Annotated in this window: 8 protein-coding genes; 4 read left to right on the top strand and 4 right to left on the bottom strand. The window is 68.5% G+C overall.

All coding sequences use genetic code 11. The features are described 5' to 3' along the window. The first annotated feature begins 210 nt into the window (after positions 1–210). Together ACX114_RS09490 and ACX114_RS09485 are read left to right on the top strand one after the other, a co-directional pair. Positions 211–2,490 carry an Ig-like domain-containing protein gene (locus ACX114_RS09490; protein ID WP_459296862.1) on the top strand — a complete coding sequence of 760 codons (2,280 nt, stop codon included), beginning with the start codon at positions 211–213 and terminating at the stop codon, positions 2,488–2,490. Positions 2,491–2,607: 117 nt separating this feature from the next. Then, the gene (locus tag ACX114_RS09485) at positions 2,608–4,056 is read left to right on the top strand and encodes an FAD-binding protein (protein WP_459296860.1); all 1,449 of its coding nucleotides are present in this window, start codon (positions 2,608–2,610) and stop codon (positions 4,054–4,056) included. Positions 4,057–4,118: 62 nt separating this feature from the next. Here the strand turns inward: ACX114_RS09485 and ACX114_RS09480 are convergent, their stop codons facing one another. The 4 genes from ACX114_RS09480 to ACX114_RS09465 all read right to left on the bottom strand — a co-directional run bounded on the left by ACX114_RS09480 (position 4,119) and on the right by ACX114_RS09465 (position 10,647). Continuing rightward, positions 4,119–5,990 (bottom strand): kelch repeat-containing protein, encoded by a 1,872-nt coding sequence (locus ACX114_RS09480; protein ID WP_459296858.1) that lies wholly within the window; start codon positions 5,988–5,990, stop codon positions 4,119–4,121. Positions 5,991–6,296: 306 nt separating this feature from the next. Beyond that, on the bottom strand, positions 6,297–8,036 hold the full coding sequence (locus tag ACX114_RS09475; RefSeq protein ID WP_459296856.1) for an SMP-30/gluconolactonase/LRE family protein: 1,740 nt from the start codon (positions 8,034–8,036) through the stop codon (positions 6,297–6,299). Positions 8,037–8,125: 89 nt separating this feature from the next. After that, positions 8,126–8,740: a response regulator transcription factor gene (locus tag ACX114_RS09470; RefSeq protein ID WP_459296854.1), complete on the bottom strand. Its 615-nt coding sequence runs from the start codon at positions 8,738–8,740 to the stop codon at positions 8,126–8,128. Beyond that, positions 8,737–10,647 (bottom strand): sensor histidine kinase, encoded by a 1,911-nt coding sequence (locus ACX114_RS09465; RefSeq protein ID WP_459296852.1) that lies wholly within the window; start codon positions 10,645–10,647, stop codon positions 8,737–8,739. Before ACX114_RS09465 ends, ACX114_RS09470 begins: the two co-directional genes overlap by 4 nt. A 204-nt stretch (positions 10,648–10,851) precedes the next feature. Between ACX114_RS09465 and ACX114_RS09460 the strand changes: the two genes are divergently transcribed. Both ACX114_RS09460 and ACX114_RS09455 read left to right on the top strand, forming a co-directional pair. Beyond that, positions 10,852–12,882: an AsmA family protein gene (locus ACX114_RS09460; RefSeq protein ID WP_459296850.1), complete on the top strand. Its 2,031-nt coding sequence runs from the start codon at positions 10,852–10,854 to the stop codon at positions 12,880–12,882. A 138-nt stretch (positions 12,883–13,020) separates the two neighbouring features. Continuing rightward, entirely contained in the window at positions 13,021–13,332 is a 312-nt protein-coding gene (locus tag ACX114_RS09455; RefSeq protein ID WP_459296848.1) for a PRC-barrel domain-containing protein, read from the top strand. Positions 13,333–13,339 lie beyond the last annotated feature (7 nt).

Here is a 13,339-nt window from a genome sequence, read left to right as displayed (position 1 = left end):
GGAGAAAGGAAGGGATAGTGCCTTTCATTCCATGGGGGGAGGGTCCGTTCCGGGCTCCATCCCGCTCATTGGGGGAGACACTCGATGCGAAGCCGTCCTGGTGTTCCGTGGTCGTGGTGGTTGGGCGTGACATTGGCCTTGTCGCTGGGGGCGTGTGGTGTGGAGTCCCGTCCTCCCGCGGATCGGGTGTCGCAAGAAGCCCAAGGGGCGTTGACGAGCGAGACGCTGGGAGCCTCGTTGACGTGGGACCCGCATGCGGACGCAGTGGCGTCGGGCACCACGGCGACGGTGCTCAACGCGAGCGCGGCGCTGGGCGCTCCGGACGGGCGGGCCGCGACGCTGCTGGGCCTGCTCAACGCGGCGCTGGTGCTGGACCTGGGTCAGGGTGAGGAAGGCACCGGCGACCTGCGCGTCTATTACCAGGGCCTGTCGTTGGCGCTGGTGGCCCAGGTGGACTTCCTGATGGCGGATGGGACCTTCATTGGCTCCAGCTCGTTGCACCTGGTGGAGCTGGGCCTGGGGACGCATGTCGCGGTGGCGACGTACCCGGGGAACGTGCCCTATCGCTACGTGCGCCTGAAGGGCGCGGTGGCGCTCTACCTGGTGGACGCGGTGGAGACGTCGCTGCGAGTCATCTGTGGCGACGGCGTGATCGGTGGGGCCGAAATCTGTGACGACGGCAACCAGCTCTCCGGCGACGGCTGTAACAGCGTCTGTGAGGTGGAGCCGGGCTACACCTGCACGGGGCAGCCGAGCGTCTGCGATAACAACGCAGCGCCCATTGTCGAAGACGTCCACGCGACCACTCCCGAGGACACCTCGGTGAACATCACCATCCCCGCGACGGACCCGGATGGCGACGCACTTTCGTTCTCCTATTCCACGCCTGGCCACGGCACGCTCTCGCTGTCAGGGGCGTCGGTGACGTACACCCCGAGCGCGAACTTCGCCGGAGAGGACTCCTTCCAGGTCACGGTCTCCGACGGCAGCAAGCAGACAACGGCCACCGTCTCCGTCACCGTGACGCCGGTCAACGACGCGCCCGTGGCCGCCTCCGCCTCGGTGACGGTGAACTACAACACGTCGACGCCCATCACGTTGGTGGCCACGGACGTGGAGGGGGACGCGCTCACGTACACCGTGACGGCGCCTCCTGCACACGGAACCCTGTCCGGGACGGGCGCCTCGTTGCTCTACACGCCGGCCGCGGACTTCCAGGGGCAGGACGCGTTCTCCTTCACGGCCAGCGACGGCGCGCTGGTCTCCAATACCGCCACCCTCACCCTCACCGTCAGGGGGCCGCCCGTCTGCGGCGACGGCTTCATGGACTCGGGTGAGGTGTGTGACGACGGCAACCGCGTCGCGGGCGACGGCTGCCGGGCGGACTGCCAGGGCGTGGAGGTGTGCGGCGACGGCCTGGTCGACAGCGTGACGGGAGAGCAGTGCGACGATGGCGGCACGACCCCGGGGGATGGCTGCGACGCCACGTGCCAGCTGGATGCCTTTACGAATGTGCCCCCCACGCTCATCAGCGGAGCGCTGAACTGCACCACGGCCAACACGAACACGGGGCGCAAGGTCGCGGTGGATGCCTTGGGGCGCTTCTACGCCGTCATGCGGTGCGGTGGCGAGGTCCACGTCAGCGTGAGCGTGGACCGTGGCCACACCTGGGTGGGGCCCACGCCCCTGGGCATCACCAACACGGCGGAGGTCGCGATTGAAGGCGGACCCACGGGAATCGCCTACGTCGCGGCCACCAGCGCGGGCACGCTGGTCTTCACCCGGACCGTCGACGCGGGAGCGAGCTGGGAGGCGCCGCGAGTCCTCAGCACGGCGGCCAACCCGACCCTCAGCCTGGATTCCAGGGGAGACGCCCTCTACATCTCCGTCTCGCAAGGCTCCGCGGGGATGCGCGTCCTCCGGAACTTCGCGCGAGGCGCGAACGACTTCAGCGTGACGGACGTGGAGCAGCGCAATGCCTACTTCGACGTCATCGTGGACAAGATCAGCGGAGATGTCTTCTCGGTGAGCGACGACCCCTCCTTCCGCATCCGTCGCAGCAGCGACCAGGGGACCACCTTCGGCGCGCTGAGCTCCCCGCCGGGGCAGGCCTATTTCTCGGACTGGACGGGCTCCAACGGCTTCATCTACACCACGGGCTCCGTCGGGGACGACAACGTGGACGTCATCCCGGTGTCCGCGCCAGGGACGAGCACCCAGGTGCCGGGCCTGCCCACGGACGTTGGCCCCGGTTCCTTCCGGACGATTGACGCGGACGCGCTCGGCAACGGCTACATCGCCACCCAGCGGGGAACGGGCGACATCCAGTTGGACCGGATGCTCGTGGGGGCGGCCACAATTCTGACCACGGATGCCAGGACGGTGGGACCAGGCGCCGCGCCAGCGGTCGCGGCGCTCCCGTCGAACGGCGGAGCCCTGGTGGCCTACACGAACGGCACCAGCGTCTACGCCTCGGTGGTCGTGTACTGAATTGACGCAGTCCCTGATGCGCGCCTTCCAGTTCGTGAGGGAGGCGCGCATCCAGGCCGCCGATTGTTGAGGGGAGCGGCCTCGGGATAGAAATCTCCGACATCGAAGGAGGATTGAATGTCGGGTCGAACCGTCTCCCGGAGGACGTTGCTCCAAGGTGCGCTGGTGGCAGTGGCATTCAACCCCATGAGCCGGAGCTGGGCCTCCACGCTGGAGGCGGGCGCGGTCCCCCTACCGCCACTCGATGGCGAGTTGCTGATGGACACGGCGTCGCGGACCGCGGCCTCGGAGGACTTCGGGCACATCCTTCACCGCACGCCGTGGGCGGTGCTCGTTCCCGGCTCGGTGCAGGACATCGTGGCCATGGTCCGCTTCGCGCGACGCCAGGACCTGAAGATCGCCGCCGCTCGGGGCCTCGGTGAGAGCCACAGCACCTTCGGACAGTCCCAGGTGGCGGCAGGCATCGTCATCGACATGTCCACGCTGTCGACCGTCCACGAGATTGGCGAGGACAGCGCCTGGGTGGATGCAGGCGTCCGGTGGCACGAGCTGCTCCAGGCCTCGCTTCCCCACGGCAAGAGCCCGCCGGTGCTGACCGACTACATCGAGCTGAGCGTCGGGGGAACGCTGTCCGCGGGGGGCATCGGCGGGCAGGCGTTTCGCTGGGGCCTCCAGGTGGACAACGTCCTGGAGATGGACGTCATCACGGGCCGGGGGGAGCTCGTGCGGTGCTCGCGCTGGCGTGAGCGGCCCCTGTTCGACGCCGTGCGCTCGGGCCTGGGCCAGTTCGGCATCATCGTGCGAGCGAGGGTGCGGCTCGTCGAGGTGCAGCCCCGCGCCCGGACGTACATCGCGCTGTACAACGACCTCCACCGCTTCATGGAGGACCAGCGGCGGCTCATCGAGGACGGTCGCTTCGACTACGTCGAGGGCTCCGTCGTCGCCTCCAACGGGGGCCGGGCGTATCAACTCGAGGTGGTGAAGTACTTCACGCCGGGCTCGGAGCCGAACGATGCGAGACTGCTCGCGGGCCTCGGCTTCCAGCCGGGAACGCTCCAGGTGAGCGACGGCAGCTACTTCGACTTCGCCAACCGGCTCGCGCCGCTGGTCGAGCTGCTCAAGCAACTCGGCGTCTGGGGCTTCCCCCATCCGTGGCTGGACATGTTCGTCCCCGCCCGGTCCGCCGAGTCCTTCGTCCAGGAGGTCCTCTCGCAGACCACCGAGGCCGACATGGGTCAGGGGCCCATCCTCCTCTACCCCTTCCGCGCCTCGGAGCTGACCACGCCCTTCCTGCGCACCCCCAACGACAGACACGTCTTCCTCTTCTCCCTGCTGCGCACCGCCATTCCACCGACGCCGGAGAACGTCGCCTCCCTCTTGCAGAAGAACCGCGCCATCTTCGACCGGCTCACGGCCATCGGCGGGAAGATCTATCCCGTGGATGCGGTGCCCCTGAGTCCCGCGGACTGGCGCCGCCACTTCCACCCTGCCTGGGAGCGGTTCGAGCACGCGAAGCGGCGCTACGACCCGGACCGCATCCTCACCCCGGGACAAGGCATCTTCTGATCAGCCCCCCGAAGGGGGTCTCCTCGTGCCCGGGGCCGCATGCCTCCCGAGAGGCTGTGCGCTCAGGGCACGTACACTTCCGCCGTGGAAAGTGGGTGGGCTCCATCTTCGCCCCCCACGACGAGAACCCTGCCTGAGGTCAGCAGCGTCGCGGTGTGAGCTCCGCGGGGCTCGGCCATGGAGCTGATGGCGGACCAGGAAGACGTGGCCGGGTCGTACAACTCCGCGGAGTTGTAATAGCCGCTGCCCTCGCCTCCCGCGACGAGCACCTTGCCCGAAGGAAGCAGCGTGGCGGTGTGGCGGGAGCGGCCTTCGACCATGGAGCCTGCCGCGGACCAGGTGTTCGTGGCGGGATCATACAGCTCGGCGGACGCGGGTTCGGCGGGCGATTGCCCCCCTGAGATGAGCACCTTGCCGGAGGGGAGCAGCGTGGCCGAGTGAAGGCTGCGTCGCGACACCATGGCGCCAGCGGGAGCCCACGTATTGGTGGCCGGGTCGTACAACTCCGCGCTGCTCAAGCTCCCGGAGCCGTTGGTCCCCCCTGCGACAAGGACCTTGCCCGAGGAGAGCAATGTGGCCGTATGGTTGAAGCGGGCGGTGCTCATGACGCTGGGCCTGATCCAGAGGTTGGCGAGCGATTCGAACACCTCCGCGGTGGCCACGGCGTTGTTGCCATCGTTGCCGCCGGTGACGAGAACCCGGTCCGAGGGGAGCAGCGTCATGGTGTGACCGGAGCGGCCCCCACTCATGGGGCTGACCGGATACCAGGCGTTGCCCTCCGGATCATACATCTCCGCGCTGGTCAGGGCGCCGACGCCCCCGGTGACGAACACGTAACCATCGGAGAGCAGGACGGCGGCGTGAGCGAAGCGGCCATTTGACATGGCACTGACAGGAGACCAGGAGTGAGTCGCTGGGTCGTACGACTCCGCACTGCCCAGGGGGTTCGTCCCATCGCGCCCCCCAGCGATGAGCACCCGGCCCGAGGCGAGCCGCGTGGCCGTGTGGTTGTAGCGGCCCGTGGACAGCGCCCCTGCGGACGCCCACCCGGTGACGCTGAGTTGAGCCGTGCCGCTCACGCCACCCAGGGTGGCGGTGAGGGTGACCGGCCCCCCCGCGGCCACGCCGGTGCCCAGGCCCGTGTTGCTCACGGTGGCCACGGCGCTGTCGCTCGTCGTCCACGTCGCGCTGCTCGTCACATCGGCCGTGGTGCCGTCGCTGTAGCTGCCCTGGGCGGTGAACTGCTGTGTCGAGCCCGAGAGCACCGAACCCGCCGCGGGAGTGAGCTCGATGGAGGTGAGCACGGGCGGCGGAGTCTTGATGGTGAACTGAGCCGTGCCGCTCACGCCACCCAGGGTGGCGGTGAGGGTGACGGGCCCACCTGCGGCCACGCCGGTGCCCAGGCCCGTGTTGCTCACGGTGGCAATGGCGCTGTCGCTCGTCGTCCACGTCGCGCTGCTCGTCACATCGACCGTGGTGCCGTCGCTGTAGCTGCCCCGGGCGGTGAATTGCTGGGTGACTCCTACGGACACAGACGCAAGGGAGGGTGACACCTCCAGCGAGAGGAGCTGGGCGGCGGTGATTTCGAGGGCTGCCTCACCCGAGGCCTTGTCCGCGTTGACGGTGATGATGGCGCTACCGGCCTTGAGCGCCGTCACTTTGGCAGTGCCATCCGGTTGCGGTTCGACGGAGGCCACTTGAGGAGCGGACGACGTCCATTGCCGTGAGGTGGAGGCGTCCAGGTCGACGGCGCGGCCATCCGCATGGACCCGCTGGGCCTTCGCGAGGGTCGTCATCCCCGCGGAGATGCGGGTCTCCGCGAGGACGACCTTGAGTGAGGAGCGGTCGGGAGGAAGCGGAGACGGCTGCTCATGGCAGCCAATGACTGCCAGCGCCAGGCAGAAGGCAAGAAGTGAGGTGGGTAGGTTTTTCATGTGAAGAGGCTCTTGGCCCAGCCGGCCAGCAACCCGAGCAGGGGCCCAAGTCACGTCGGCGGCCCCCCTTACTCTGGGCGCCAGGGCATGGATATGGGACCTGATGCTTACACCGCGCAGGAGCGCTGACTCGGGCTTCGATACGGCATATGAGATGGGCTGCGAGGGATATGCCTATCTCTATTCCCTCGTGTTGTTGAACGTGACGCGCTGGCGGATGACGACCATCAAGGAACGCCTTCATGAACAACGCGCGCGTCCCGGGGCCATTGGGGCTCCCGGGCGCGAACTGCCGCCTGCGAGGAGCTACGGCGCGGGCATCCAGGCCAGCCCCAGGTTCCGGGCGCTGCCCGAGTTCACGGTCTGGATGTCTCCGCCGTCAGCCAGATTGGCGCTGCGGATCGCGGTCCCCAGCCAATCCGCCCAATACAGCCGCCCGGCCGTGGCATCGATGGCAATCCCATGCACCGTGCTCTGATTGGTCACCAGGGCGGTGGGGTTGGAGCCGTCCAGGTTGATGACATAGAGACTGTTGCCGCGGGTCGAGTAGTACACCTTCCCGCTGCTCGAATCGATCGCCAGGCCCACGCCCTGGCCCCCCAGGCTTGAAGCGACCGTCTCCACGCTGGTCCCATCCAGGTTGAAGCGGACGAGCACGGTGTTGTTGTAGGTAATCACATACGCCTTGCCATTCGGGATATCGAAGGCGAGGGCGGACGGGCTATCGATGCCGCTGACAATCTGAGTGGCATTGCTGCCGTCCAGCTCGGCGCGCATGATCCGCCTCCCGTTGAAATCGGACCAGTACAGCTTGCGGTTCGTTGAATCGACCGCCAGCCCGCTGGGGTAGCCTCCATTCGCCACGACATCGACCGGATTCGCCCCTTCGCTGTCCGCGCGAACGATGGCGCTGTCGCGCGTGTAGAAGACGGTACGGGTGACCGGGTCCGTGGCGATGACACCTGTCCCGCTGATGCCGGTCTTGAGCTCAATGGCATTCGCGCCGTCCACGTCCACCCGCCACAGCGAGCCGGTGGCCGTCACCCAATAGAGTTTCGCAAGACCGGTGACCTCGACCGTGAAGGAGGTGGAGGTGGTGGCGGTGCCGTCACTCACCAGGAGGGTGATGAGGGTGGATCCGGTGGCGCTGGCGGCGGGGACGACGTTGAGGGTGCGGCTGGAGCCGGAGCCGCCGAAGATGAGGTTCGCGGGGGCGTTCGGCACCAGGTCGGCATTGGAGGACGTGGCGGTGACGACGAGGCTGTCGGCCGCGGTCTCCACGTCGCTCACGGTGAAGGCCAGGTCGCCGGTCGAGCCGCCAGCCTTGACGCTCTGGTTGGCCACCGGGGAGAGGGTGGGAAGGTCGTTCACCTCGGTGACGCCGACCAGGAAGGAGGTGGAGGTGGAGGTGGTGGCGGAGCCATCACTCACCGAGAGGGTGATGGTGGTGGAGCCGCTGGCGTTCGCGGCGGGGACCACCTTGAGGGTGCGGCTGCCGCTGGAGCCTCCGAAGATGAGGTTCGCGGCGGCGTTCGGCACCAGGGCGGTGTTGGAGGACGTGGCGGTGACCACGAGGCCGTCGGCGAGGGTCTCCACGTCGCCCACGGTGAAGGTCAGGTCACCGGTCGCACTGTCCTCGTCGAGGGTCTGGTTGGCCACCGGGGAGAGCGTGGGAAGGTCGTTCACCGGGGTGATGGTGAGGGTCACCGTGCCCTGGGCGCTCTGGCCCTTGCGGTCGGTGGCACGAAAGACGAGCGCATCTTCGCCATGGTAGTCGGCGGCGGGGGTGTAGGTGATGGCGCCATTGGCGCCAATCTCACTCAACGTGCCGTGGTCCGGTGCGTCGACGATGGTGAACGTGAGCGCCCCGTTGCCGCTGGCCGGCAGGTTCACCTCCAGGGGCGTGTCTTCCACCGTCTCGAGGGTGACGTTGCGGGACACCGGCGGAACGTTGGGCGACGGGTCCTTGTCGCGGCACGCGGCCAGGGTGCTGGCGGCCAGTCCAAGCACCAATGCGGTGCGCACCGACGAAAACAGAGATGACATGAACGTTCCTCGTGGCCTTCAGAAGGCCGGCACCTCTACTCCGGGTGTCAGCGCATGAATATAGGCCCTAGTGCCTACACAGCGCGGGCTCAGCCCAGGCCCAGGCGGTCCACGAACCGCACCAACTCCGCCACCGAGCCCACCTCCAGCTTCTCGATGACACGGGCGCGGTGCACCTTGACGGTCTTCTCCGCGATGCCCAGCCGCTGGGCGACTTCCTTGTTGGTCAGCCCCTGGGCCACCAGCGCGCAGACCTCGCGCTCGCGAGAAGTAAGGACCGCGTGACGGGCATGCAGCGCGGATGTCTCGGCGCGGCTCGCGCGGGCCGCCGCGTCCTTGAGCAGGGCCTGGGAGATGGCGCCCAGCAGCTGCTGCTCATCAAAGGGCTTGAGGAGGAAGTCCACGGCGCCGGCCTTCATGGCCCTGACGCTGGCCGGCACATCCCCATGGCCGGAGATGAAGATGACAGGAAGGTGGCAGCCCATGGACTCCATGGCCTGCTGCAGCTCCAGCCCGTTCAGCCACGGCATCCGCAGGTCCAGGACGGCGCAGCCCGGCATGTCCCCGGGCAGCTGCGCGATGAAGTCGGCGGGCGAGGCGAAGGACTTCGTGGCATGGCCGGCGGCGCGCAGCAGCCGCCCCAGCCCCCGCAGCACGGACGCATCGTCGTCCACGAGGAAGATGGTCGCGGGGGCCTGTGTCATGACGAGGACTCCGGGTGGACGGCGGGAAGCACGCACCGTAACAGAGCCCCCTGCCCGGGAGGGCTCTCGGCCTGCAAGCGGCCACCGTGCGCCTCGACGATGGAGCGGCTGATGGACAGCCCCATGCCCAGCCCGTGTTCCTTGGTGGAGTAGAAGGGTTCGAAGATGCGGGCCAGCCGCGAGGGCTCAATCCCTCCTCCCGAGTCCTGCACGCGCAGCTCCACCCGCCCCGCGACTGGCGAGGCGGTGAGGACGCGCACCTGGCGCTGGCCCGCGGGGACCTCGGCCATGGCATCCATGGCGTTGATGAGCAGGTTGAGCACCACCTGTTGGAGCTGGATTCCATCCCCCTCGACGGCGGGCAGCGCCGGGTCCAGCGACAGGTGCAGCTCCGCGCCGCGCAGGTGCATGTCGTTGACCAGCAGGCGCGCCACCTCACGCACCAGGTCATTGAGGGAGTGGAGCTCCCGCCTTGGCTCCCCCCGCTTGAGCAGCACGCGCATGCGGTGAATGACTTCGCCCGCGCGCTTGCCGTCGGCGATGATGTCCCCGAGGGCCTCGCGCATCTCCTCCAGCTCCGTGGGAGTGGCGTTGAGCTGGCGGCGTACGGCCTGGGCGTTGCTGAGAATCGCGGACAGGGGCTGGTTGATTTCATGCGCCAGGGAGGCGGTCAGCTCGCCCAGGGCGGCCACCCGGCTCACGTGGGCCAGTTGCTCCAGGGTTCGTCGTGCCTCCATCTCCGCGAGCTTCTCCATGCGCTGGCGCTCGAGGAGCTCGGTCTGGGCACGCATGCGGCGGCGGCGCTCCACCACGAGCCCCCCGGCCACCAGCGCCTGCAGGCCGCTGAGCGTCAGGGCCCCCAGGCCCCACCAGCGGTAGCGCTCCCAGAGCGTGGGCTCGTCGAAGGCGAGCCGCACCCCGGGAGGCACCCGCTCACGGGGGATGTCCCAGCGCCGCAGCGCACGGGCATCGACCGTCAGCGTGTCCACGGATGCCGGCTTCAGGGGCGCGAGGAATTCCTCCTGCGCTCCGCGCAACACGCGGGAGGTGAGCACGCCCAGCTGTTGGCCCACGGCCTCGTAGCTGACGAGCGCTCCGCCGACGAACCCCAGCCCCATGACAGTGTCATGGAGGGCGAAGCAGGGCCGATTGCTGGCGGAGAGAAACATGCGCGCGATCTCGCGGCCCACGAAGGGTCTCCCGCTGGGATCGGTCATGAAGGTGAAGGTGAGGACCGCGGTGTCCTCGGGGAGGGTCCTCGCGCGCTCGAGCAGCTCGGCCAGCGGGAGGTTGCTCAGGTCGATGAACTCCAGCCCCCGCCGCGCCAGCAGCGGTTGCAGCTCTCGCACCATCCGCTCCTGCTGAGCGCGCTCCCAGGGACTGGAGCCGTTGACGAGCGCCAGCCTCCGTGTGTCGGGCAGCAGTCGCAGGGCCAGCTCCGCGGTGGCCCGCATGTCATAACGCAGCCAGAGGCCGGCCACCCGCTCCAGGCGAGGCTGCTGCTCCCAGAGCCGCTCGTCCTCGGAGAGGACGATCATCGGGATATCCGGCCACAGCTCCTGGCGCAGCCGCAGGGCCAACTGGATGGCGTCGGAGCGGAAGGCAATGAGCGCATCCGGCCGACGCTCCCGGTATTTGGCCAGGTACCAGGTGTGCAGGGCCTGTGAGTAGGCAGCCCCGCGAGCCCAGCCCAGATCCAGGCTCTCGACATCCAGGGTGATTGGACCGCCCTGGGCCTCCCACAAGGAGGAGCGGAGACTGGCGACGAGCGTCGCCATGGCGGGCAGCGCCGTATCCTCGGGAATGAGCAGGAGCACGGACTTCGCAGCCGGACGCGCTTCCTGGGCCACCGCCTGGGGGCACAGCAGCGAGAGGAGGCAGAAGGCCAGGACGGTGTGCCAGGACATGGTCGCCACTTTGAACGGACGTACTCGCCGTGCCCCCTTCCGGCGCGCGATGGGCGGGGGTGTCTACCCCAATCCGGTCACTGCGTCGCAAGCACCTCGGAGCACTGGACCCTGATTTCCGGCAGCCACGGGTGGCACGGACAGAGGAAGGGCCCGGCCCGCCGAGCGGCGCCAACCCCCTGGCGTCCCCCCATCCTTATCGACATGAGCCGAACGTCTCATCCCCCTCGTCGAGCCCTGAAGGTGGCGCTTGCCCTCGTGGGCGTGGCGTTCGTGCTGACCCTCGCGGCGCTGGCCATCAAGCCCTCCTGGCTCGGTGAGCAACTGCGCGCGCGGATCGAGGCAGTGGCGACGCGCTCACTTGGCCGCGAGGTGACCATCGAGAAGCTCGACGCTCACCTGCTCCCCACGCCCGGCGCCACCATCACGAACTTCCGCGCCGAGGGGGCGGACTCCGAGCCGCCCTTCCTCGAAGCCTCCCGTGTCACGGCGACCGTCCAGCTCTGGCCTTTCGTGCGGAGCCTGGGCAAGGACGTGCGTGTTGGCTCGGTGCGGCTCGTGGAACCCACGCTGAACCTGGTCCACCACCCGGATGGCTCCTGGAACCACGAGACGCTCAGGCATCCGCCCGAGGGCCCCTCCGGAGCATCGGAAAGCGATACGGCCATCGAGCACCTGCGCATCCGGGATGGCGTGGTGCGCGTGATGGACCAGGAGGCGGAGGGGAGGCCCGCGGTGGTCGCCCTCCAGGACATCGACGCGGACCTGAATCATGTCGGGCAGGGTCAGCCACTCGAGGGCAAGGTGCGGATGGCGGTGGCCGCTCCCAAGCAGAACGTGGAATTGAACCTGAAGGTCGACTCGCTTCCGCGAAGCCTGCCTCGAGCAGGGCAGCCCTGGCCCCGGGCGACAGCGCACCTGAAGGGCAAGGATGTGGCCGTGAGCGCGTTCCGCCGTTTCCTCCCGGACTCCGCGACGGAGTACTTCACCGGAGGGACGTTGAACGTCGATGCGGACCTGAAGACCGACCAGGGCCGGTACGTGCTCTCGGGACATGGCTCGGCGAAGGGGCTGAGGCTGCGAGGAGATCCGGCGAACGGCTCGTTTGCCTTCGACTCGCGCATCGACCCGGACCAGCCCCAGGCGGCGAAGGTGGCGTTCACGCGAATCGCCCTGTCGGGCCCTGGAGTCGAACTGGGAGGAACCGCGTCCGCGCAACTGGAACCCGCGCGAGTACAGTTCTCGCTGGCGGGCAGGGAACTGGACCTGGGGCACCTGCTCGGAGCGATGCCACCGCGCTCCGCCCCGGATGAGGCGCGCCCCTCCAACACGCCGCTCATCTCGAAGCGCGCGGGGATCGGGAAGGTGGACGTGGGGGGAACGCTCCGCATCGCGACCCTGCGCCACGGCGCGCTGACAGCATCGGACGTCGACGTCCGGGCGAAGCTGGACGATGGCGCCCTCCTGGTCCAGCGAGGCACCGCGAATGTGTACGGTGGACGCGCGAACCTCACCGGCTCTCGCGTGGACTTCACGAAGGCGCAGCCGGTGTGGTCGCTCAAGGCGACGCTGGACGGAATGGACACGGCGAAGGCCTTCCAGGCGCTCACGGGACACGCCTCGCTCCAGGGCGCGGCCAGCGGGGACCTCCAGCTCTCCGGAGCGGGCCTGGACTGGGAGCGGGTCCGCCACCAGATGACGGGCACGGGGACCTTGCTGCTGCGGGAGGGCGTCTACACGTCGACGGACCTGGGCGAGACGGTGGCGTCCACCGTCTCGCAGGGACTGGAGGCCCTGGGAAAGAAGGGGGCCGCCGGGACCGTGCGGAAGGCGGGGCAAGGCACGCGCTTCAAGGACCTGGACGCGCGCTTCCGCATCCAGGATGGCTGGGCGTCCTTCACCCAGCCCATGGCGTTCGATTCGGACCTGGGAAAGGGGGCACTGGACGGACGGGTGTCATTGGATGAGCGCCTGGAGCTGAAGGGAGAGATCCAGGCCTCCCAGCAGTTCGTGTCCGAGCTCACCCACGGCGCGGTCCCCCTCAGGGCGCCGGTCTCGGTTCCCATCACCATCACCGGCACGCTGAAGGATCCCCAGGTGAAGGCCGGCAGCCCCACGGACATCGCGCAGGGCCTGCTGCCGGCGGTGCCCGTGCCGAAGGAGCTCAAGGGCCCTGTGAACCAGGCGCGCAAGGGGCTGAAGGACTTCTTCCAGATGCGGCCCCGCGAGAAGTGATCAGCCCGCCGACGGAGATCCTCACGGCGGCAGGTGAGCAGAGCCAACGCCCGGCCTGCCGTCTGCTCATGCATCGCGATGCCCACGGCACGCCCATGCTCGCGTGTCCATCCTGTTGAGGAAGAGGAGCGTTGGCACATGCGATTTTCCGAGCGTATCCACTCAGGCCGCACCGTCGTCGCCGCGGGGGGCGAACAGATAGGCGTCGTGGAGGCCCTGTTCATTGACGACGAGACCTGGAAGGTCGAGGGGCTTCAAGTGAAGCTGGGCTCCGAGACCGCCGACCAGATTGGGGCATTCTGGAATTTCTTCCACGCCGGCCGGGTCGAGCTGCCCACCCGTATCGTCCAGTCAGTCAGCGACACCGTCGTGCTCTCGGTCTCCGTGGACGAGCTTCGTCAGGTCCTCCCTTTGGACTCGACACAGCGCTCACACGGAGTGCCGCCCTAGACAGGCT

It is taken from the genome of Corallococcus sp. M7, from assembly GCF_054512695.1.
This window is presented reverse-complemented; position numbering and strand designations above follow the sequence as displayed.

Coding starts and splice junctions, on each gene's coding strand:
- ACX114_RS09460 (WP_459296850.1), top strand. CDS start 10,852: ATGAGCCGAACGTCTCATCCCCCTCGTCGAGCCCTGAAGGTGGCGCTT.
- ACX114_RS09470 (WP_459296854.1), bottom strand. CDS start 8,740: ATGACACAGGCCCCCGCGACCATCTTCCTCGTGGACGACGATGCGTCC.
- ACX114_RS09485 (WP_459296860.1), top strand. CDS start 2,608: ATGTCGGGTCGAACCGTCTCCCGGAGGACGTTGCTCCAAGGTGCGCTG.
- ACX114_RS09455 (WP_459296848.1), top strand. CDS start 13,021: ATGCGATTTTCCGAGCGTATCCACTCAGGCCGCACCGTCGTCGCCGCG.
- ACX114_RS09475 (WP_459296856.1), bottom strand. CDS start 8,036: ATGTCATCTCTGTTTTCGTCGGTGCGCACCGCATTGGTGCTTGGACTG.
- ACX114_RS09465 (WP_459296852.1), bottom strand. CDS start 10,647: ATGTCCTGGCACACCGTCCTGGCCTTCTGCCTCCTCTCGCTGCTGTGC.
- ACX114_RS09480 (WP_459296858.1), bottom strand. CDS start 5,990: ATGAAAAACCTACCCACCTCACTTCTTGCCTTCTGCCTGGCGCTGGCA.